The sequence below is a fragment of the Streptomyces poonensis genome (assembly GCF_014650915.1).
Taxonomy (GTDB): domain Bacteria; phylum Actinomycetota; class Actinomycetes; order Streptomycetales; family Streptomycetaceae; genus Streptomyces; species Streptomyces poonensis.
This window is the reverse complement of record NZ_BMVW01000017.1, coordinates 185,710-206,793: the sequence shown is the minus strand read 5'-3', so window position 1 is coordinate 206,793 and position 21,084 is coordinate 185,710. Positions and strand designations below refer to the sequence as shown.

Genomic DNA, 21,084 nt, shown 5'->3' with positions numbered 1-21,084 from the left:
ACCGGTCACGGCCGGATCGCGTTGGTAGGGATCAAGGGTCCGTACGGTGCGGAGCTGCACACAGAGCACAGGCGTTGCCTGGGGAGGAAGAGTCATGGGGTTCAAGCGACTGCTCGCGAGCCTGGGGGCCGGTGGCGCTTCGGTCGAGACGGTGCTGACCGAGGTCAATGTCGTCCCGGGTGGTGTCGTCCAGGGCGAGGTGCGGATCCAGGGCGGCTCCGTGGATCAGCAGATCGAGGGGCTGTCGGTCGGTCTTCAGGCCAAGGTCGAGGTGGAGAGCGGCGACCAGGAGTACAAGCAGGACATCGAGTTCCACAAGGTGCGGCTCGGTGGTGCCTTCGAGCTGAAGGCCGAGGCGATCCACGCGGTGCCGTTCGGGCTGGAGATCCCCTGGGAGACGCCGCTCACGATGATCGAGGGGCAGCCGCTGCGCGGGATGAACATCGGTGTCACGACCGAGCTGGCCATCGCGCGCGCGGTGGACTCCGGTGACCTCGACCCGGTCAACGTGCACCCGCTGCCCGCGCAGCAGGCCATCCTGGACGCCTTCATCCAGCTGGGCTTCCGGTTCAAGAACGCCGACCTGGAGCGCGGCCACATCCGGGGTACGCGGCAGCAGCTGCCGTTCTACCAGGAGATCGAGTTCTTCCCGCCGCAGCAGTACCGCGGGCTCAACCAGGTGGAGCTGAGCTTCGTCGCGGACCAGAACGAGATGGATGTCGTACTGGAGATGGACAAGCGGCCGGGGCTGTTCAGCGAGGGCAGTGACTCCTTCCGCGCCTTCAAGGTGGGGCTGAACGGCTACCAGCAGACCGACTGGGCGGCGTATCTGAACCAGTGGCTGTCCGAGGTCGGCAGCAAGCGCAGCTGGTTCTAGGCTCGACTCCGGAACAGGTCATTCCAATTCACCAGGAGGTACGAGGTGACCGAGGTCAAGCGGCCCCCGCTTCCCCATGACTTCCACCCGGCCGTGCCGTCGTTCACGGTCACGAGCGAGGATGTCCAGGAGGGCGCGACCCTCAAGGACGCTCAGGTCCACGCGGAGGGCAACACCTCGCCGCAGCTGCGCTGGGAGGGCTTCCCGCCGGAGACCAGGAGCTTCGCCGTGACGTGCTACGACCCGGACGCCCCGACGGGGAGCGGGTTCTGGCACTGGGTCGTGTTCGACATCCCGGCCTCGGTGACCGAGCTGCCGGCGGGCGCGGGCACGGCCACGTTCGAGGGGCTGCCCGAGGGCGCGGTCCAGGCGCGCAACGACTACGGGACGAAGGACTTCGGAGGTGCCGCTCCGCCCGCCGGGGACCCGGCGCACCGCTATGTGTTCACGGTGTACGCCGTGGACCAGGAGAAGCTCGGCGTGGACTCGGACGCCTCGCCCGCGGTGGTGGGCTTCAACCTGCGGTTCCACACGCTCGCGCGTGCGCAGCTGATCGGTGAGTACGCGGCTTCCGCGGAGAGCTGATCGGGAACTGACGGAAAGTCGACGCGAATTGGCGCATCCCGACGTTCATTGAACGTTTGCCCGCCTCTGGTCATGGAAGTGATCGGAGGCGGGCATTTTTTATTGCGTTGTCCATCTCGGCGTGCCCGGCCAGAGTTGATCCAGCCCGCCAGGGGGTGGGCCGGTGCACATGGGAGGTGGGCTGGAGTGCGGGACACGCTGGTACTCAACGCGAGCTTCGAGCCGCTGTCGACGGTGACGCTGAACCGCGCCGTCGTGCTGGTGCTGCAGGACAAGGCCGTTGTCGAGCAGGCTCACCCCGAACTGCGCATGCGCGGCGCCGCGGTGGACATACCGGCGCCCCGGGTGATCAGGCTCTGCAGATACGTACGGGTGCCGTTCCGACAACGGGCTCCGTGGTCGAGGCGAGGTGTCCTGGTACGTGACCGGCACAGGTGCGCGTACTGCGGCAGAAGGGCGACGACCGTGGACCATGTGGTGCCGCGGTCGCGAGGCGGCGGGGACACCTGGCTGAACACCGTGGCGTCGTGCGCGGAGGACAATCACCGCAAGGCGGACCGTACGCCCGAGCAGGCGGGTATGCCGCTGCTGCGGGAGCCGTTCGAGCCGACGCCCGCGGACGCGATGTTGCTGGCGCTGGCGCAGGACGACTTCGAGGCACTGCCGGAGTGGCTGGCGCAGAGCGCGGCCTGAGGCATCGCCCACAGCAGTAGACGTGATGCGGCTGGGGGCCGCCTTCCGTTGGAAGGCGGCCCCCAGCCGCATCACGTCTGCCGGTCGTGTCAGTCGGTGACCGACGGCTTCTCGCGGCGCTCCGTGCCGCCGGAGGGAGCCGCGCCGCCCGGACCGCCGCCCATGAGGCCGAAGTTGCCGACGGCGCCGGAAAGGCCCTTGAGGGCGTCGCCGATCTCGCTGGGAACGATCCAGAGCTTGTTGGCGTCGCCCTCGGCGATCTTCGGGAGCATCTGGAGGTACTGGTACGAGAGCAGCTTCTGGTCGGGGTCTCCGGCGTGGATGGACTCGAAGACCGTACGGATCGCCTGGGCCTCGCCCTCGGCGCGCAGGGCGGCGGCCTTGGCCTCACCCTCGGCACGCAGGATCGCGGACTGCTTCTCGCCCTCGGCGGTGAGGATCTGCGACTGGCGGATACCTTCGGCGGTGAGGATCGCGGCGCGCTTGTCACGGTCGGCGCGCATCTGCTTCTCCATCGAGTCCTGGATGGAGGTCGGCGGCTCGATGGCCTTGAGTTCGACGCGGTTGACGCGGATGCCCCACTTGCCGGTGGCCTCGTCGAGGACACCGCGCAGCGCCGCGTTGATCTCCTCACGCGAGGTGAGGGTCCGCTCCAGGTCCATGCCGCCGATGATGTTGCGGAGCGTGGTGACGGTGAGCTGCTCGATCGCCTGGATGTAGCTGGCGACCTCGTACGTCGCGGCGCGGGCGTCGGTGACCTGGTAGTAGATGACCGTGTCGATGTTGACGACCAGGTTGTCCTGGGTGATCACCGGCTGGGGCGGAAAGGGCACGACCTGTTCGCGCAGGTCGATGCGGTTGCGGATGGTGTCGATGAACGGGACGACGATGTTCAGGCCCGCGTTCAGCGTCCGTGTGTAGCGGCCGAAGCGCTCCACGATGGCGGCGCTGGCCTGGGGGATGACCTGAATGGTTTTGATCAGGGCGATGAAGACCAGCACCACCAGAATGATCAGGACGATGATGATCGGTTCCATCGGCTCCCCGTACCCTTCTCCGCCTCGGCGCTTTCGGAGGATCTTATGGTTGTCGAAGATCTTGCTGGTCGAGTCTGTCAGACCGCCGACTGCCGGGTGGGGCGTTCGGCGCAGTTGGGTCCCACGAGCTCCCGGGAGGTCACATGACGATCGCCGTGGCCCCGTCGATCTCCACGACATCCACTTCCTGGCCCACTTCGTAGACCTGTCCCGCGTCGAGGGAGCGCGCCGACCAGATCTCACCGGCGAGCTTGATGCGACCGCCCCTGCCGTCGACCCGTTCCAGTACGACGGCGTGCTTGCCCTTCAGCGCGTCCACACCGCTGGCGAGCTGCGGCCGCTGGGCACGCTGCCGGGCCACGAGGGGCCGTACGACGGCGATGCCCGCGACGGAGACGGCGGCGAAGACGAGCACTTGCGCCACGGCGCCACCACCGAGGGCCGCGGTCAGGGCACCCGCGCCGGCGCCCACGGCGAGCATGCCGAACTCCGGCATCGCGGTCAGGACGAGCGGGATTCCGAGCCCGACCGCGACGATCAGCCACCACACCCATGCGTCGATGCTGTCCACATGGTCATGGTAGGACCGCGATCCTTCCGCCGACAGGGCGCACGATCAAGTGGAAGGGTCCGCGCCCCTGTTGCGTGGCCGGCCGGCCCAACTCACGGAGCGCCGGACGGCCTTAACCGTCAGGACAGCGGAAGGCCCTGGGCGGTCCAGCGGTCGCCCATCTGTTCGACGACAAGCGGCAGGCCGAAGCAGTGGGAGAGGTTGCGCGAGGTGAGCTCGAGCTCCAGCGGGCCTGCTGCGAGGACCTTGCCCTGGCGGATCATGAGGACGTGGGTGAAGCCCGGCGGGATCTCCTCCACGTGGTGCGTGACCATGATCATGGACGGGGCGATCGGGTCACGGGCGAGGCGGCCGAGGCGGCGTACGAGGTCCTCGCGGCCGCCCAGGTCGAGGCCGGCCGCGGGCTCGTCCAGGAGCAGCAGCTCCGGATCGGACATCAGGGCACGGGCGATGAGGGTGCGCTTGCGCTCGCCCTCGGAGAGGGTGCCGAACTTCCGGTCGAGGTACTCGCTCATGCCGAGGCGGTCGAGGAAGGCGCGGGCGCGCTGCTCGTCGATCTCCTCGTAGTCCTCGTTCCAGGTGGCCGTCATGCCGTACGCGGCGGTCAGCACGGTCTGCAGGACGGTCTGGCGCTTGGGGAGCTTCTCGGTCATGGCGATGCCGGCCACGCCGATGCGCGGGCGCAGCTCGAAGACGTCGGTGCCGGGCCGGCCGAGGGTCTCGCCGAGGATGGTGGCCGTGCCGCTGCTCGGGAAGAGGTAGCTGGAGGCGACGTTCAGGAGGGTCGTCTTGCCGGCGCCGTTGGGGCCGAGGATGACCCAGCGCTCGCCCTCCTTGACCGACCAGGAGACCTGATCCACCAGAGCGCGGCCCTCGCGGACCACGGATACGTCCTCCAGCTCCAGAACATCGCTCATGAGCGCGCTGTCTCCCCTTGCAGTGTCGGCCGGTCTCGGCTGTCGCGTACGCCTGTGGGCGCGACCCTCGCCTGTGGACGAAAGCCCTCTAGGAAATCTACGCCACCGGCCAGGCGGACCATTCCATCGGCCGGTCCTTAGGGTGGGTACATGCTCTCCGAACCACGCTCAGGACGCCTCGCCGCATGGGGTAATGCCCTGATTACCGGACTTGTCCCACCTGATGACGCGGTGCTCGCGATCGTCGGGGAGGACGCCGTGCACCGGGTGGAGGGGCTGCCCGGGGAGGCGGGGCCCGTCGGTCTCTCGCTCGCCCTGGGGCGGCTGCGCGCGCTCGGCACGACCGGGCTGCGGGTGGCGCTGCCCCAGCCCGGGCATCCGCTCGGTCTGAGCGGTCCGCCCGAGTTCAACAAGCGGGCGATCGACGCGGAGGAGGCCGTGGTGTGCCACGGCGCCGCGCTGGGGCTGGTGCCGGAGGTGTACGAGGCGGGGCCCGCCGGGGATGTCCACGTGGAGGTCGTCTGGCACTGCCTGCCGGTACGGGAGGCGCCGGCGGCCGACGTGCCGTCCCTGGGCGAGGCCGAGCGGGAGCTGGCGGAGGCGTTGCGGGAAGCCACGGAGGTGCTCTCGCGGCTGGACGTGGCGGCCTCGGGGCCGGTGGCGGAGGCGGCGATCGACGCCTACCGGGCGCGGGCCGAAGGGGGGCGCGAGGTGCTGGCGCCCGGATATCCGCCGCGTGCGGTGCGGGTGCTGGAGCTGGCCCAGCGGGTGGGGCTGCTGATCTCGCTGGCTTACGAGAACGGGCACGGGGGCGCGGTGAGCGCGTCGGAGATGGCCACGCGGGCGGCGGCGCTGCGCCCCGTGGAGCGGACGGCACGGCGGGCGCAGGTGGCGGCGTACAACGCCGTGGTGGAGGAGCGGGAGAAGAGGATGCGCTGAGGCCCGGTGCTGTGCGTCGTCGGGTGGTGGCCCTACGGCGCCGCTCCGGCCTCGGTGCACGGCGGAGCCCCGCGAACCGTTCCGCTCGCGGGGCTCCGTGACGGCCTCGTGGGTGTCCGGGAGGCCGGTGGTCACCGGTCGTACGGAGGGCGTCAGTGGTTGACACCCTTGTTGCCGAAGGCGGGGTTCATGACGCCGACGACCTTGACGGTGTTGCCGACCACGTTGAGGGGGACGTGGACCGGGACCTGGACGAGGTTGCCCGCGACCACGCCCGGCGAGTGCAGGGCCGCGCCGCTCGCGCCGGAGCTCGCGGAGGCCGTGCCCGCTCCGGCGGCGGCCAGACCGCCGGCCAGCAGCGTGACGGCGGCGGCCTTCTTGAGGTTCTTCACTTCTCAGTCCTCCCTCGGGAACCACTGCGGCGATCTGCGCAGCACGCCCTGGGGAACGGCCCGGAACCGGTCAGGGTGCGCCATCCGGGGGACATCCACACGACTGTGTGTATCTCGGTCCGGGACAGAACCTTTCGAGTGGTCCGTCATTCCGTCGCACCGGCTTTGATCAGCCCGTCATCCGATGCGATCACCCTGTCACACCGTGCCGCACCGCCCACAGCGCGGCCTGGGTCCGGTCCGCGAGGTCGAGCTTCATCAGGATGTTGGAGACATGGGTCTTGACCGTCTTCTCGGAGAGGACGAGTGCGCGGGCGATCTCACGGTTCGAGCGGCCGTCCGCGATCAGGCCGAGCACCTCGCGCTCCCGTTCGGTGAGCGAGCCGCCCCTCCCCTGGCCCGAGGTGCTCTCCTCCTGGGACAGGAGGGCGCCGGCGACCTCGGCCTGGAGCAGGATGTGCCCGGCGTGCACGGAGCGGATGGCTCCGGCGAGGGCGTCCGGGTCCACGTCCTTGTAGACGTATCCGGCGGCTCCCGCGCGCAGGGCCGGGACCACCGTCCGCTGCTCGGTGAAGCTGGTGACGATCAGCACGCGCGCGGGGTTGCCGAGTTCGCGGAGTCTGCGCAGCGCGTCGACGCCGTCCATGCCCGGCATCTTGATGTCCATGAGGACGACGTCCGGGCGGAGCTCCTCGGCGCGGGCGACTCCCTCGGCGCCGTCCGACGCCTCCCCCACGACCTCGATGTCGTCCTGCACCTCCAGGAAGGTGCGCAGGCCCCGGCGGACCACTTGGTGGTCGTCGACGAGCAGCACTTCGATTGCGTCAGCCACCAGGGACCTCCATCTCGATCGTGGTGCCCTTGCCGGGCGCCGATTCCACGGTCAGCCGGCCCCCGACCCCGCTCGCCCGGTCCCGCATGGAGACCAGGCCGAGGTGGCGTCCAGCGCGGCGTACCGACCGCGGGTCGAAGCCGTCGCCGTCGTCGGTGACGCGCAGCACCGCCGCGCCGCCGTGCCGCTCCAGGGTGACGTCGACCCGCTCGGCGCCCGAGTGCCGCAGCGCGTTGTGCAGGGCCTCCTGGGCGACGCGGAGCAGCGCCTCCTCCTGGGCGGCGGGCAGGGCGCGGATTCCCTGGGCGGTGAAGGTCACGCGCGCGGTGTGGGCGCGGTCGAGGACCTGGACCTGGGTGCGCAGGGTGGCGACCAGTCCGTCGTCGTCGAGGGCGGCGGGGCGCAGCTCGACGACGGCGGCGCGCAGCTCGTCGGCCGCCTCGGCGGCGAGCGCGGCGACCTGCTGGAGCTCTCCCTTGGCGCGGGACGGGTCGCGGTCGACCAGGGCGGCGGCGGCCTGGGCGGTCAGCCGCAGGGAGAAGAGCTTCTGGCTGACGGCGTCGTGCAGCTCGTGGGCGAGGCGGGAGCGCTCCTGGGCGATGGTGAGCTCGCGGCTGCGCTCGTAGAGGCGGGCGTTGGTCAGGGCGATCGCGGCGTGCTGGGCGAGGATCGCGAGCAGTTCCTCGTCGTCCTCGGTGAAGCCGCAGCCTCCGCCCGGCTTGGGGCAGTCCTTGTTCGCCAGGAACAGTGCGCCGATGACCTCGTCGCCGTCGCGGATGGGCAGGCCCAGGAAGTCGACGAGGTCGGGGTGGGCGTTCGGCCAGCCTCCGAAGCGGGGGTCCTTGCGGACGTCGGCCAGGCGCTCCCGCTTCGCGTCGTGCAGCATCGCGGCGAGGATGCCGTGCTGGCGCGGGAGCGGGCCGATGGCCTTCCACTGCTCGTCGCTGACGCCGTCGACGACGAACTGGGCGAAGCCGCCGTGGTCGTCGGGGACGCCGAGCGCCGCGTACTGGGCGTCGAGCAGCTCGCGCGCCGAGGCGACGATCGTCTTCAGGACGTCGCGCACCTCGAGATGCCTGCTCATGGCCAGCAGCGCGGAGCTCACCGCGGCCAGGCCGGACCGTGGACCGTGACTCATGGCCTCACGGTACCCGCGGGGGGTGACAGCCCGGATCGGTCGCATGACGGGCCCGGCTAGGGCGCCGGGCCTAGGGCGAAGGGCCCCGGCGCTCTGCGGCCCGCGCACGAGGCGGCCGGGACGGCCGGATTCCTACGGTGAGGGCAGCCGCCGGGCGGGGCGGAGCCGTACGGGCCGTCCGCCGGGAGCGGCTGTCAGGGGACGGCCGGAGGCGGCCGTCGTGGCGACGAGGGGACGGACGTCATGCCGGTGGCGATCATCACGGGGGCTTCGAAGGGGCTGGGCAGGGCGCTCGGTGCGGCCCTGGCCCGGCGCGGCTGGGATTTGGTGCTGGACGCGAGAGGCGGCGAGGTGCTGCGGGGGACGGCGGACACGCTGGCCGCGTACGGCACGCGCGTGGAGGCCCTGCCCGGGGATGTCGCGGACGCCGGGCACCGGTCCGCCCTGGTGGCGGCGGCCCGCGGGCTGGGCGGCGTGGACCTGCTGGTGAACAACGCGAGCGCGCTGGGCGCCGAGCCCCTCGTACGGCTGGAGGGGCTGTCCCTGGACGGGCTGCGGCGGGCCCTGGAGGTGAACGTGGTGGCGGCGCTGGGGCTGGTGCAGGAGGCGCTGCCGCTGCTGCGGGCCTCGTCGGCGGGCGCGGTGATCGACGTGAGCTCGGACGCGGCCGCGGAGGCGTACGAGACGTGGGGCGGGTACGGCGCCTCGAAGGCGGCCCTCGATCATCTGTCGGCGGTCCTCGCCGTGGAGGAGCCGGGGCTGCGCGTGTGGGCGGTCGATCCCGGGGACATGGCGACGGACCTGTACGCGGCGGCCGTACCGGACGACGACGGGTCGCGGCCGGCGCCGGACCGTGCCGTCCCGGGCTTCCTGCGGCTGCTCGACGAGCGTCCCGCCAGTGGCCGTTACGGCGCGCCGTCCCTGCTGGAGGGGCGATGACCACCGCGGTGGGGGTTTCGCCGCCCGTGTACGGACGCGCGTGGGGGAAGGTGCCGGAGGAGCTGTCGGCCCGGGTGCCCGCCGAGCAGCGGGGGCCGGCCCGGGACCGTGACGCGGTGCGGCTGCTGGTGTCGTGCGGTACGGAGGTGTCGCATCACGCGTTTCCGGAGCTGCCCCGGCTGCTGCGGGCCGGTGACCTGCTCGTGGTCAACACCTCCCCCACGCTGGCGGCCGCCGTGGACGGCCGGGTCGGGCACGCGCGCGTGGTGGTGCATTTCTCCACCCTGGGTGACGACGGGCGCTGGGCCGTCGAGCTGCGCGAACCCGACGGAAGGGGCACCACACGCGCGCGTGCGGGCGCGCCCGCGGGAAAGGAGGTGCGCCTGCCCGGTGACGTACGGCTCGTGCTGGAGGAGCCGCTGAGCGCGGAGGGCGTCCGGCTGTGGTGGGCTCGGGTGGTGGGCGCCGACGTACCGGAGCTGCTGCGGGTCCACGGGCGGCCCATTCGCTACTCGTACACGGAGCGGGACCAGCCGCTGTCCGCGTACCAGACGGTGTTCGCGCTGCCGTCGGCCGACGGGACGGGCAGCGCGGAGATGCCGAGCGCGGCCCGGCCCTTCACCGCGCGGCTGGTGGCGGAGCTGGTGAGCCGGGGCGTGCAGTTCGCGCCCGTCACGCTGCACACCGGTGTGGCGTCGGCGGAGGCGCACGAGCCACCGTATCCGGAGCGCTTCGCCGTGCCGGAGGCGTCGGCGCGGCTGATCAACGCGGTGAGGGCCGGACGGAGAGGACGCGCAGCACTTCCTCGGCAGGGTGGTGGTGAGCCACAGGAAGGCGGCCGGGTCGTCGCGGTCGGTACGACGGCGGTGCGGGCCGTGGAGTCGGCCACCGGGCGCGACGGGGTGGTGCGCGCCGCGCGGGGCTGGACCGATCTGGTGGTCACCCCGCAGCGCGGGGTGCGGGCGGTGGACGGGCTGCTGACCGGGCTGCACGAGCCGGAGGCCTCGCACCTGATGATGCTGGACGCGGTCGCGGGGCGGACGGCGGTGGACCACGCGTACCGGGAGGCGCTGCGCGGGCGCTACCTCTGGCACGAGTTCGGCGACGTGCATCTCCTCCTCGCGTAGGGCCCTCGTAGGCCCTCCCCCGGAAAGCCCTCACAGAGAGCATTGCTCTAGCAACTCTAGGTCAGAACGCAGTGCGCTTCATGTGAGGCCGCGCATAGGGTGCGCATCACGTACGAAGGCCGCTAGGAGAGCCAAAAGACTCCGGTGAGCGGGGCAGACATACCTGTTTGCCCCGTTTCGCCATACCGGTCTCCACTACCCCGGATCGTACGTCACACCTTTGCCACGCAATTTTGCGGCCGCTAACAATGGCTGACGTCGCTCGGCAAGCCGCGGCTTCTACCCGCAGCGCTTGTGCCGGAAACCTCATGTCCTTCCCGGTCTCGGAGCGGCCTCCGCTATTCGAAGAGGTCCATCAGTCATGCCCCAGAACACCCCCGTCCAGGGTCATGGTCGCCTGACCAAGGCTCACAAGCTCTCGCTCGCCGGTGTCGCCGGCCTCGGTGCCGCCGCTGTCGCGATCAGCCTGGTGCCCGGTGGTGGTCAGACCACGGCCGCGGACTCCGCGACCGCTCCGGTGGTGTACAGCGAGCAGCAGATCAAGGACGTCAAGGCCAGCGTCACCGACCAGCTCGCCGGTGCGAGCCTGAAGGCCGAGACCGCCAAGGCGAAGCAGCAGGCCGCGGCCGGGACGTCCGAGAAGAAGACGGCCTCCGAGTCCGCCGAGAAGAAGGCCGCCGAGGAGCGCGGGCAGGAGACGGCCAGCCGGTCCGCCGAGCGCGTGGCGGTCCAGCAGGTCGCCGCCAAGACGTACCCGGACAACCTCGACGGCTGGATCCGCGAGGCGCTCGACATCATGAAGAAGCACGACATCCCGGGTTCGTACTACTGGCTGCACAAGAACATCATGCGGGAGTCCTCGGGCAACCCGAACGCGATCAACAACTGGGACATCAACGCCATCAACGGCGTGCCGTCCAAGGGCCTGCTCCAGGTGATCCCGCCGACCTTCGAGGCGTACCACGTCGAGGGCACCTCGAAGAACATCTACGACCCGGTGGCGAACATCGTGGCCGCCGCGAACTACGCGGCCGACCGGTACGGCTCGATCGACAACGTCAACGGCCCGTACTGAGCCACTGCGAGGCACTCGGTAGCGCGCAGTAGCGTCCAGTAGCGCTGAAGGGCGGCACCCCCTGGAGGGTGCCGCCCTTCGCGCGTTCCGTGCGCCGGTCGCGGGACTACTTCCGCATGACCTCCGGCTCGTGGCGGCGCAGGAAGCGGGCCACGAGGAAGGCGCAGACGGCGGCGAGGGCGAGCAGGGCCGCCATGTCGATGAGGTACGCCGACGCCTCGTGGTCCCAGAGCGGGTCCGTGCCGGCCGGGTCCTCGGTGTTCGGGCTGATCCGGTTGAAGTCCAGCGTGGTGCCGGCGGCGGCGACGGCCCAGCGGGACGGCATCAGATACGAGACCTCGTTGACGCCCGGGGTGCCGTGCAGGATGAACAGGCAGCCCGTGAACACGACCTGGATGATCGCGAACATCACCAGCAACGGCATGGTCGGCTCGGGTGTCCGCACCAGCGAGGAGATCACCAGGCCGACCATCATCGAGGTGAAGCCGAGCGCCATGAGCGGGATCGACAGTTCGATCATGACGGCGGCCTTGCCGCTGCCGAGGATGAGGCCCTCTGGGGGGATCTCACGGTTGGCGAAGCCGATCACGCCGACGATCGCACCCTGCAGCACCGTGATCGCGCCGAGGACGATCACCTTGGACATCAGATAGGCCGAACGTGACAGGCCGGTCGCCCGCTCCCGCTCGTAGATGACCCGTTCCTTGATCAGCTCGCGGACGGAGTTGGCGGCGCCCGCGAAGCACGCGCCGACCGCGAGGATCAGCAGCACGGTGGTGGCGGTGCTGTTGGGCTTGACCCCGCCGGTCCTCTCGTCCACCTGGACCAGCAGGGTCTTGTCCGGGTCGATGAGCAGGCTCACCGCGCCGATGACCGCCGGCAGAAGCACCGACAGGGCCAGGAAACCCTTGTCGGAGGCGATGACCGAAACGTACCGCCGGACCAGGGTGCCCAGCTGCGAGGCCCAGCCCTGCGGCTTCGGTGGCCGCATCGCCTGCGGCGGCGGCATGTGCGCCGACTGCGGGGCGACCGCGTCGATGTCCGCGGCATACATCTGGTAGTGCTGGGAGCCCTTCCAGCGGCCCGCCCAGTCGTAGTCGCGGTAGTTCTCGAACGCGGAGAAGACATCGGCCCAGGAGGGATAGCCGAAGAAGTTGAGGGCCTCCTCCGGCGGGCCGAAATAGGCGACGGACCCGCCGGGCGCCATCACCAGGATGCGGTCGCACAGCGCGAGCTCGGCCACGGAGTGGGTGACCACCAGGACGGTGCGGCCGTCGTCGGCGAGGCCGCGCAGCAGCTGCATCACGTCGCGGTCCATGCCCGGGTCGAGGCCGGAGGTCGGCTCGTCCAGGAAGATCAGCGACGGCTTGGTGAGCAGCTCCAGGGCCACGGAGACCCGCTTGCGCTGGCCGCCGGACAAGGAGGTGACCTTCTTGTCCTTGTGGATGTCCAGCTTGAGCTCGCGCAGCACCTCGTCGATCCGGGCGTCGCGCTCGGCGGCGGTGGTGTCGGCGGGGAAGCGCAGTTTGGCCGCGTACTTCAGTGCCCTGCTGACCGTGAGCTCCTTGTGCAGGATGTCGTCCTGCGGAACCAGGCCGATGCGCCGGCGCAGCTCGGCGAACTGCTTGTACAGGTTCCGGTTGTCGTAGAGGACGTCGCCCTCATCGGCCGGGCGGTAGCCGGTCAGGGCCTTCAGGAGCGTGGACTTGCCGGAGCCGGACGGGCCGATGACCGCGACGAGCGACTTCTCGGAGACGCCGAAGGAGACATCCTTGAGGATCTGCTTGCCGCCGTCGACCGTGACGGTGAGGTGACGGGCCGAGAAGGACACCTCACCGGTGTCGACGAACTCCTCGAGCCGGTCGCCGACGAGGCGGAAGGTGGAGTGGCCGACACCGACGATGTCGTTCGGGCCGAGCAGCGCGGAACCGCCCTTGGCCATCGGTATGCCGTTGACGAACGTGCCGTTGTGCGAGCCGAGGTCCCGGATCTCGAAGCGGCCGTCGGGCGTGGCGTGGAACTCGGCGTGCCGGCGCGAGACCTGCAGATCGGAGACGACCAGCTCGTTGTCGAGCGCCCGGCCGATGCGCATGACCCGGCCGAGAGCCACCTGGTGGAACGTGGTCGGGCTGCGGTCGCCGTACACCGGCGGCACCCCCGCGCCACCACCGGGACCCTGCTGCTCCGGGATCGACTGCTCCGGGATCGGCTGCTGCGGGACCGACGCCGCCTGAGGTGCCTCTTTCCGCCCGCCCGGCCGGGACGCGGCCTGCTGCGGTACGGCTGCCTGGTGGGGTACGGCCTGCTGAGGTGCCGCCTGCTGGGCCGCCCAGCCGGGGGTCGCGCCCTGCGCCACGTACGGTTGCTGGGGGCCCTGCTGAGGCTTCGGCTGTGCGTGCGGTGAGGCGACGGCGGGGGTGGCGGACGAGAGACTCAGCCGCGGGCCGTCCGTCGCGTTGCCGAGGTGGATGGCGGAACCGGGGCCGATCTCCAGGTGATGGATCCGGTGCCCCTGCACGAACGTGCCGTTGGTGCTGCCGTGGTCCTCGATGACCCAGCTGCGGCCGGTCCAGCTGATCGTGGCGTGCCGCCAGGACACTCTGGCGTCGTCGAACACGATGTCCCCCTGCGGATCACGCCCGAGGGTGTAGGTCCTGGACGCATCGAGCGTCCAGGTTCGTCCGTTGGATTCGAGTACGAGTTCCGGCACTCCACGCCCCACTGAGTCGTCCCCCGGGATACCCCGTTGTCCCCCGAGGTACCCCGCTCACAGGGAGTCTAGGGATGTCGCACATCGTGGGGAACCATTCCGGAATTCGCACACTCCGACCGGAAGCCGGACCTTGCGCCGCGTGGGCACCGGGGCCGCGGCCGACCCCGTTGACGGGGTGGAAACCCGGCCGGAGAGTGGTCATTCACCGCGAGGGGGACATACCCGCGGGAAGGCCGCGACGCGGACTGGGGGCTGACCATGAGGACCGACACCGCGCAGCAGCGCAGGAGGGTGCCCTGGGGGGACGTCCTGTTCTCCGCGATCGCGGCGGTGAGCTGGGCGTTGATCGGTATGGCAGGGACGGCCGCACTCGGTCTGCATCTGCTCGGGGCCGACGCGGCGGGTTCGCTCGGGCCCATGACCGCGGCCGTGGTGGCCCTGGGCGCGGGCGGTTCGGTCAGGCCGTCCGGTGACGTCTCGGTCTTCGGCCTGGAGGGTGCGCAGGCCACGACCGCCGTACAGATCACGCCCCTGGGTGTGGGGCTGGTCGGGGCGCTGCTGCTGTCCTGGTTCTTCCTGCGGTCGCTGCGCGGGGCGGGAGCCCTGGTGGCGCCCGCCGAACTCCTCGCGCGCGCGGGAGCGGTGCTCGCGCTGTTCGTCGCCCTGATGGGCGGGCTCTCCTGGGCCGGTCACAGCGTCATCACCCTCGACGGCGGCGGCCTGGGGCTCGACGACCTGCCCGGCGGGGGCGGCGCGAACGGCATCGAGGTACCGGGGCTCGGTGATCTCGGGAACATCGGCGGGCAGCTGCCGGACCGGCTCGGGGACCTCGCCGACGCGAACGCGAGAGTCGGCTTCACCGTCGACACGGCCGCCACGCTGCTCGGCGGTCTGCTCTGGTGCGCCGGCGTCCTGCTGATCGCCCTGCTGGCCTCGCGCCGCACTCCCCTGCCGCCCGGCTGGGCCGCGGTGCACCGGGTGGTACGGCCCGCCGTGTCCGCGCTGGTCACCGTGTTGCTGACGGCAGTGCTGGCCGGGCTCGTGGCGGCGGCGTACGCGGCGATCGGCGACGCCCACCCGAGGCGGATCGCGGGCGCGGCGCTGCTCGGTGCGCCCAACGGGGTCTGGCTGGGCGCCGCGGTCGGCCTCCTCGTGCCCTGGGACGGCTCGGCGACCGGGGTACTGGCCCGGCTGCTGCCCGACCCGCTCGACGACCTGCTCCGCGGCGGCATTGGAGAGCCCGTCACGCTCGGCCGCCTCGCCGAACTGGACGGCCGTGTCTGGCTGCTGGGGGCCGCGGCCGCGCTCATGATGCTCTGCGCGGGGGTGCTGACCGCCGTACGTACGCCGTTCGTACGAGGACGGGGTGGCCCTTCCGCCGGTCGGTCGGCCGGTGCCGATGCACGAGGCCCCAATCCGCTCGGTTTCGCGGGGCGCTGTGCCCTTCGGCTCGGGGTGGTGACGGCTCTGGCGCTGCCGCTGCTGGTCCGGCTGACGGAGGTGTCGGTGGACGCCTCGCTGTCGGTGTTCGGTCTCGACGCGTTCGGGGCGGAGGCCGAGTTGCGCGGGCACATGGGGGCGGCCCTGCTTCTGGGCGCGCTGTGGGGCGTGGGGGCGGGGGCCGCCGGGGCCTTGCTGGCCTGCGTGAGCGGGGCGGCGGGTCGCCGGGCCACGGCGTTGGCGCGCGGTGCCGCGGGAACGGCGCGGGGCGTCGGCACCCACGCCGGAGCGTGGAGCGAGGAGGTGCGGTCGGGACCGTACACGCCGGGTACGCCGTACCGACCGCCGAACCCGGCCACGAACCCCTATCTGCGACTGCCGGACGGACTCGGGGAACCGGAGGATGCGCGTCCGGCCATGAGCGGGGACAGGGGGTACGGGGAGAAGGGGGACTGGGGCAGAGGGGACGGAGACAGAGGAGACGGGAGTGGGGCTGGACATGGGACAGGGGGTGCGGGTGGTCCCGATGTGTACGGTGCGCCCACCGTGGACAAGCCGATCGCTCCGCCCCCGAGGCGCCCCTCGCAGCCGCCGAGGCGCGGGGCCCGGGACTGGTGGGTGCCGCCACCTCCACCGGACGACGAGCCTCCGCCCCCTCCGCCTCCGCCCCCGCCGCCCCCGCCTCCGACGAGGCCGCCGGGACGGTGAGACTCGGTGGCGTACGGGACGTTCGGCGGCGTACGGGATGTAGGGGTCATACGTGATGTACGGGGGCGCTCGAAGCGTCCTTCGCGATCAAGGTGGACGTCACTGGAGCGTCATGCAGTGTTCTCTGTCCGCCAGGCGGACCTGAGGGGCCAAAGAAACGGGGTGCCGGATACGGTGGGAGCACCATGAGCGCTTCGCAGACCTCTGACGTCCCCACTCTTCTCGTCAAGATCTTCGGCAAGGACCGGCCGGGCATCACGGCCGGCCTGTTCGACACCCTCGCCGCCTACTCCGTCGACGTGGTCGACATCGAGCAGGTCGTCACCCGTGGCCGGATCGTGCTGTGCGCGCTCGTGACCGCGCCACCCGGTGGACTCGAGGGGGATCTCCGGGCGACCGTCCACAGCTGGGCCGAGTCGATGAAGATGCAGGCGGAGATCATCTCCGGCATCGGGGACAACCGGCCGCGCGGCCTGGGGCGGTCGCTCGTCACCGTGCTCGGTCACCCGCTGACCGCGGAGTCGACGGCCAGGATCGCGGCCCGGATCACGGCGACCGGCGGCAACATCGACCGGATCTTCCGGCTCGCCAAGTACCCGGTGACGGCGGTGGAGTTCGCGGTGTCGGGCGCGGAGCCGGAGACGCTGCGGACCGCCCTGGTGACCGAGTCGGCCGCGCTGGGTGTCGACGTGGCGGTGGTCGCGGCGGGGCTGCACCGGCGGGCCCAGCGGCTGGTCGTGATGGACGTGGACTCCACGCTCATCCAGGACGAGGTGATCGAGCTCTTCGCCGCGCACGCCGGGTGCGAGAAGGAGGTCGCCGAGGTGACCGAGGCCGCGATGCGCGGGGAGCTGGACTTCGAGCAGTCGCTGCACGCGCGTGTGGCCCTGCTGAAGGGGCTCGACGCCTCGGTGGTCGACAAGGTGCGCAGTGAGGTGCGGCTGACGCCGGGGGCGCGCACGCTGATCCGTACGCTGAAGCGGCTCGGTTTCCAGGTCGGCGTCGTCTCGGGCGGCTTCACCCAGGTCACGGACGATCTCAAGGAGCGGCTCGGCCTGGACTTCGCGCAGGCCAACACGCTGGAGATCGTCGACGGCAAGCTCACCGGACGGGTCACCGGCGAGATCGTGGACCGCGCGGGCAAGGCCCGGCTGCTGCGCCGGTTCGCCGCCGAGGCCGGGGTGCCGCTGGCCCAGACCGTGGCGATCGGCGACGGCGCCAATGACCTCGACATGCTGAACGCGGCCGGTCTGGGCGTCGCCTTCAACGCCAAGCCCGTCGTACGGGAGGCCGCGCACACCGCCGTGAACTTCCCCTTCCTCGACACGGTCCTCTATCTGCTCGGGGTGACCCGCGAGGAGGTCGAGGCGGCGGACATGCACGAGGACCGGTGAGCCGCCGGCAGCGGACAGGGCGGAGCCCGACAGCGGACGGCACACAGCAGGGCCCGGCGCCGGGAGCGGTGCCGGGCCCTGCCGGTGCCCGGCAGCGTACGGGGTGCGGCGGGGTCTACTCCGTGGGCGCCCAGTAGTCGAGCAGGGTGGCCACCGCCGGCTCCAGGCTCTTCCAGGAGCCGTCGAAGGAGAGCACCGCGAAGGCGGCGGCCGGGAAACCGCGGCGGTTCATACGCTCGCGGGCGTCGCCCTCGGACCGGCCGGGCAGGATGTCGGCCAGGCCCTGGACGCCGGGGTTGTGGCCGATCATGATGACGCTCCGTGCGTCGTCGGGCAGCTCGTTGAGCACGGCGATCAGCTCGCCGGGCGAGGCCTCGTAGAGCCGCTCCTCGTACACCGTCTTCGGCCGCTGCGGCAGCTCCTGAACGGCGAGCTTCCACGTCTCGCGGGTCCGGGTCGCGGTGGAGCAGAGAGCCAGATCGAAGGGAACGCCGGAGTCGGCGAGCTTGCGCCCGGCGACGGCGGCGTCCTTGCGGCCCCGGTCGGCGAGCGGCCGCTCATGGTCGGAAACCTGTGGCCAGTCGGCCTTCGCATGCCGGAAGAGAACAATCCTGCGGGGTTCTGCGACGCTCATGGGTCCCAGCTTCGCACGAAACACGCCAGGGGGCGCAGGGAGTTGGAGTCACCGCACCGGCTGCCGCACCGGGTGTGCGCACCGAATGCGCCGTTCTCCGCTCCTCCGTGCCGCGATCTTCACTCCTCCTACGGAATCGCGTGCAGCAGTACGTGCACCACGTGCTGCAGGCCCACGATGAACTGCGGTATCGCCGGGTCGCTCGCCGCACGGGCGTTCGCCGGGTCGAGCATCAGGAGCAGGAGGGTGACGAAGGCGAACGAGGGCAGGGCGAGCGCCCACCAGGGCAGCCGGGTGCCGACGCCGCCCGTGGTCGCCGAGTGGGGCCGGGGGTGCGTTCGGGCCGACATGGCCGCCTCCATGGGGCTTCGCGGGGTCCGTGGCCCGCTTCTCGCGGCCACACCTAGAAGCTACGGAACACGGGCCGCGCACCCCATCCGGTGATCCACCCACTTCACCCTGAGCCTCACCCCCTAGGGGATGGGGGGCCAGCACCACCATGGGGGTGCCGTCAGGGCGAGGCGATCGCCGCGATGACGCCGATGATCACGAAGATGGCGAGGAAGGACCCGAAGACGAGCAGCATCTTCTTCTGGCCGTTCTTGGGATTGGGGTCGAGCACAGGCATGCCGTCAGTGTCCCATCCCCACGGCCCGCTCCCGCCGCAGGGGGCCGGACTCGCCCGTCCCGCCCACGGTCGGAGTGGCACCGGTGGCCCCTCGGCCCCATCCGCAGCGGTCAGCTGACCGCCCCGTGAGGAAGTGATCAGCCGACCGCTGGACAGGCAGTGGCCAGTCGGCTGCCCCGTAAGGAAGTGGCCATCCGGCCGCCCCAGCGATAGCGGTCAGCCCGCCGCCTCGTCCTCCACCGTGCGGTCGCGGCCGGCCAGGATCCCCATCACGGTCTGCGGGATCATCAGGACCGCCATGAGCGCGAGCGGCAGACCCCAGCCGCCGCTGTGCTGGTAGAGGACACCGACCAGGAGCGGACCGGGGATCGAGATCAGGTAGCCGGTGCTCTGGGCGAACGCGGAGAGCTGGGCGACGCCCGCCCCGGTCCTCGCCCGCATGCCGACCATGGTGAGGGCCAGCGGGAAGGCGCAGTTGGCGACGCCGAGCAGGAAGGCCCACAGCCAGGCGCCGCCCGCCGGGGCCAGGTACAGGCCCGCGTACCCGGCGAGCCCGCAGACGCCCAGCACGACGACGATCGGCCCCTGTTGGGGCAGGCGCGAGGCGAGCCGCGGGATCACGAAGGCCAGCGGCACGCCCATCACCATGGTGAAGGCGAGCAGCAGCCCCGCGGTACCGGCCGACAGGCCCGCGTCGCGGTAGATCTGGGCCATCCACCCCATCGTGATGTACGCGGCGGTGGCCTGGAGCCCGAAGAAGACGGCGAGCGCCCAGGCTGTACGGCTACGGGTCATGCGCAGCGCCCGGGGCTGCTCCTGGGGTGCCTCCTCGCCCGGCGCGGCACCGGCCTCACCGGTGCTCCCGGGCCCGCTCTTCCCGGAGCGGGCGGCACCCTCCGGGCGGTCCTCGCCGCCCCGCGCGCGTACCACCGGTATCCACGGCAGCACGGCCGCCGCTCCGAGCCCGGCCCAGACGACGAGGCCGGACTGCCAGTCGCCGCCCAGGGCCTCGGTCACGGGGACGGTGATCGCCGCCGCGGTCGAGGTGCCCAGGGCGAGCGCCATGGAGTACAGGCCGGTCATGGATCCGACGCGGTCCGGGAACCAGCGCTTGACGATGACCGGCATCAGGACGTTACTGACGGCGATGCCCATGAGGGCCAGCGCGCTGGCGACGAGGAAGCCCACGGTGGACCCGGCGTAGGGCCGGACCACCAGTCCGATGGCGATCGCGAGCATGCCGGCGCACACCACGGCGCCGGGCCCGAAGCGGCGGGCGAGGCGCGGCGCCATGACCCCGAAGACGGCGAAGCACAGCGGCGGCACCGAGGTGAGCAGTCCGGCGACGCTGCCGCTCATCCCGAGCCCGTCGCGCACCTCTTCGAGGAGGGCGCCGAGGCTGGTGATGGCGGGGCGGAGGTTGAGAGCCGTGAGGACGATGCCCACGACCACCAGACGCGTCGTCCACGCGCGCGTGGACGACGTCGCGGCCGGTGTCGGTGTCACCGCAGGTACCGCGGCCGGTGTCGCCTCAGCCACCGCGGTCGCCGTCACGGAGGGCGCCGTGGACGGCGTCTCACCCGCCGGCTCCGCGGCGGCCGAGCCGCCTGCCGGGTGGTGGACCGGTGCGGACGTCCCCGTCCGTGTCTCCTCGCTTGCCATGAGACCCATCATAGAATCATGGGATGAATGACGGTCCACTCCCGGTGCACCGCTTCCCCACGCCCTGTGCGAAGGTGTCGCCATGCCGCTGAGCCACCCCCGCCGTTCGGCCCTGTCCGAGCAGGTCATCGCCGCGCTGCGGAACCAGATCACCTCGGGCGAGTGGCCGGTCGGCTCCCGTATCCCCACCGAGCCCGAGCTGGTCGAACAGCTGGGCGTGGCCCGCAACACGGTCCGCGAGGCGGTCCGGGCGCTGGCGCACAACGGCCTGCTGGACATCCGGCAGGGCTCCGGCACGTTCGTCGTGGCGACCAGCGAGCTGGCCGGCGTGATGCACCGCCGCTTCGCGGACGCCGACCCCAACGACATCGCCGAGCTGCGGTCCGCCCTGGAGTCGAGCGCCGCGAAGCTGGCGGCGGCGCGGCGCACGGAGAAGGACCTCAAACAGCTCGACGCGCTTCTCGTCCGGCGCGACCAGGCGTGGGAGTCGGGCGACCGGGAGGCCTTCGTGGCAGCCGACGCGACCTTCCACATGGCGGTGGTGGCCGCGTCCCACAACGACGCCATGACAGCGATGTACGCCGACCTGGGCGAGGTTCTGCGGGACTGGCTGCGCGGGGACGTCGGCGAGCGGCTGGCACCGGAGACGTACATGGAGCACGCCCTGCTGGTCGACGCGATCCGCGCGGGTGACGCGGAGGCCGCCGCCGCCCGGGCCGCGGGCTATCCGCTCGTCTGCCGTCCGGGCCGCCCGCAGGGCACCGCCACCGGCTGACGCGCTGT

At 71.5% G+C, this 21,084-nt stretch carries 21 protein-coding genes; 10 read left to right on the top strand and 11 right to left on the bottom strand.

Going from position 1 to position 21,084, the window contains the following annotated elements:
* The first annotated feature begins 94 nt into the window (after positions 1 to 94).
* From IE242_RS31430 to IE242_RS31420, 3 genes are all read left to right on the top strand, one after another.
* Positions 95 to 877 (top strand): sporulation protein, encoded by a 783-nt coding sequence (locus IE242_RS31430; protein ID WP_189865390.1) that lies wholly within the window; start codon positions 95 to 97, stop codon positions 875 to 877.
* A gap of 45 nt (positions 878 to 922) precedes the next feature.
* Positions 923 to 1,462, top strand: coding sequence for a YbhB/YbcL family Raf kinase inhibitor-like protein (locus tag IE242_RS31425; RefSeq protein ID WP_189865388.1), 540 nt, complete (start codon positions 923 to 925; stop codon positions 1,460 to 1,462).
* A gap of 186 nt (positions 1,463 to 1,648) precedes the next feature.
* A complete protein-coding gene (locus IE242_RS31420; protein ID WP_189865386.1) occupies positions 1,649 to 2,155 on the top strand; it encodes an HNH endonuclease in 507 nt (168 codons plus the stop codon).
* A gap of 89 nt (positions 2,156 to 2,244) precedes the next feature.
* On the opposite strand, the gene IE242_RS31415 is transcribed toward IE242_RS31420, so the two are convergent.
* The 3 genes from IE242_RS31415 to IE242_RS31405 form a co-directional block, all read right to left on the bottom strand.
* Entirely contained in the window at positions 2,245 to 3,192 is a 948-nt protein-coding gene (locus tag IE242_RS31415; RefSeq protein WP_189865384.1) for an SPFH domain-containing protein, read from the bottom strand.
* 139 nt (positions 3,193 to 3,331) lie between these two features.
* Positions 3,332 to 3,763, bottom strand: a complete 432-nt coding sequence (locus tag IE242_RS31410) for an NfeD family protein (protein ID WP_189865382.1) — start codon at positions 3,761 to 3,763, stop codon at positions 3,332 to 3,334.
* Between the two features lie 119 nt (positions 3,764 to 3,882).
* On the bottom strand, positions 3,883 to 4,680 hold the full coding sequence (locus tag IE242_RS31405) for an ABC transporter ATP-binding protein (protein ID WP_189865380.1): 798 nt from the start codon (positions 4,678 to 4,680) through the stop codon (positions 3,883 to 3,885).
* Positions 4,681 to 4,830: 150 nt separating this feature from the next.
* Here IE242_RS31405 and IE242_RS31400 point away from each other — a divergent pair, with 150 nt between their 5' ends.
* On the top strand, positions 4,831 to 5,619 hold the full coding sequence (locus tag IE242_RS31400; protein WP_189865378.1) for an Rv1486c family protein: 789 nt from the start codon (positions 4,831 to 4,833) through the stop codon (positions 5,617 to 5,619).
* A 152-nt stretch (positions 5,620 to 5,771) separates the two neighbouring features.
* Here the strand turns inward: IE242_RS31400 and IE242_RS31395 are convergent, their stop codons facing one another.
* The 3 genes from IE242_RS31395 to IE242_RS31385 form a co-directional block, all read right to left on the bottom strand.
* On the bottom strand, positions 5,772 to 6,011 hold the full coding sequence (locus IE242_RS31395) for a chaplin (protein ID WP_189865376.1): 240 nt from the start codon (positions 6,009 to 6,011) through the stop codon (positions 5,772 to 5,774).
* A 190-nt stretch (positions 6,012 to 6,201) separates the two neighbouring features.
* Positions 6,202 to 6,843 (bottom strand): response regulator, encoded by a 642-nt coding sequence (locus IE242_RS31390; RefSeq protein WP_189865374.1) that lies wholly within the window; start codon positions 6,841 to 6,843, stop codon positions 6,202 to 6,204.
* Positions 6,836 to 7,981 (bottom strand): GAF domain-containing sensor histidine kinase, encoded by a 1,146-nt coding sequence (locus IE242_RS31385; RefSeq protein WP_189865372.1) that lies wholly within the window; start codon positions 7,979 to 7,981, stop codon positions 6,836 to 6,838. Before IE242_RS31385 ends, IE242_RS31390 begins: the two co-directional genes overlap by 8 nt.
* Positions 7,982 to 8,224: 243 nt before the next feature.
* On the opposite strand from IE242_RS31385, the gene IE242_RS31380 reads away from it, so the two are divergent.
* From IE242_RS31380 to IE242_RS31370, 3 genes are all read left to right on the top strand, one after another.
* On the top strand, positions 8,225 to 8,920 hold the full coding sequence (locus IE242_RS31380; RefSeq protein WP_189865370.1) for an SDR family NAD(P)-dependent oxidoreductase: 696 nt from the start codon (positions 8,225 to 8,227) through the stop codon (positions 8,918 to 8,920).
* Complete coding sequence (locus IE242_RS31375) at positions 8,917 to 10,047, top strand: S-adenosylmethionine:tRNA ribosyltransferase-isomerase (RefSeq protein WP_189865345.1); 1,131 nt, start codon at positions 8,917 to 8,919, stop codon at positions 10,045 to 10,047. The genes IE242_RS31380 and IE242_RS31375 overlap by 4 nt, the downstream gene beginning before the upstream one ends.
* Positions 10,048 to 10,408: 361 nt before the next feature.
* Positions 10,409 to 11,122 carry a transglycosylase SLT domain-containing protein gene (locus IE242_RS31370; RefSeq protein ID WP_189865343.1) on the top strand — a complete coding sequence of 238 codons (714 nt, stop codon included), beginning with the start codon at positions 10,409 to 10,411 and terminating at the stop codon, positions 11,120 to 11,122.
* A 106-nt stretch (positions 11,123 to 11,228) separates the two neighbouring features.
* Here the strand turns inward: IE242_RS31370 and IE242_RS31365 are convergent, their stop codons facing one another.
* The gene (locus IE242_RS31365; RefSeq protein ID WP_189865341.1) at positions 11,229 to 13,832 is read right to left on the bottom strand and encodes an FHA domain-containing protein; all 2,604 of its coding nucleotides are present in this window, start codon (positions 13,830 to 13,832) and stop codon (positions 11,229 to 11,231) included.
* Between the two features lie 261 nt (positions 13,833 to 14,093).
* On the opposite strand from IE242_RS31365, the gene IE242_RS31360 reads away from it, so the two are divergent.
* On the top strand, positions 14,094 to 15,983 hold the full coding sequence (locus tag IE242_RS31360) for a streptophobe family protein (RefSeq protein ID WP_189865339.1): 1,890 nt from the start codon (positions 14,094 to 14,096) through the stop codon (positions 15,981 to 15,983).
* A 185-nt stretch (positions 15,984 to 16,168) separates the two neighbouring features.
* A complete protein-coding gene (serB, locus tag IE242_RS31355) occupies positions 16,169 to 17,377 on the top strand; it encodes a phosphoserine phosphatase SerB (RefSeq protein ID WP_189865337.1) in 1,209 nt (402 codons plus the stop codon).
* 115 nt (positions 17,378 to 17,492) lie between these two features.
* On the opposite strand, the gene IE242_RS31350 is transcribed toward serB, so the two are convergent.
* From IE242_RS31350 to IE242_RS31340, 4 genes are all read right to left on the bottom strand, one after another.
* A complete protein-coding gene (locus IE242_RS31350) occupies positions 17,493 to 18,011 on the bottom strand; it encodes a SixA phosphatase family protein (RefSeq protein WP_189865335.1) in 519 nt (172 codons plus the stop codon).
* Positions 18,012 to 18,139: 128 nt separating this feature from the next.
* Positions 18,140 to 18,361, bottom strand: a complete 222-nt coding sequence (locus IE242_RS31345; protein ID WP_189865334.1) for a hypothetical protein — start codon at positions 18,359 to 18,361, stop codon at positions 18,140 to 18,142.
* A gap of 161 nt (positions 18,362 to 18,522) precedes the next feature.
* Positions 18,523 to 18,639, bottom strand: a complete 117-nt coding sequence (locus IE242_RS38700) for an SGM_5486 family transporter-associated protein (RefSeq protein WP_268249513.1) — start codon at positions 18,637 to 18,639, stop codon at positions 18,523 to 18,525.
* Positions 18,640 to 18,855: 216 nt separating this feature from the next.
* Positions 18,856 to 20,313 carry a CynX/NimT family MFS transporter gene (locus IE242_RS31340; protein WP_373299630.1) on the bottom strand — a complete coding sequence of 486 codons (1,458 nt, stop codon included), beginning with the start codon at positions 20,311 to 20,313 and terminating at the stop codon, positions 18,856 to 18,858.
* Positions 20,314 to 20,383: 70 nt separating this feature from the next.
* On the opposite strand from IE242_RS31340, the gene IE242_RS31335 reads away from it, so the two are divergent.
* Entirely contained in the window at positions 20,384 to 21,076 is a 693-nt protein-coding gene (locus tag IE242_RS31335) for a FadR/GntR family transcriptional regulator (protein WP_189865332.1), read from the top strand.
* The last annotated feature ends 8 nt before the right edge of the window (positions 21,077 to 21,084 follow it).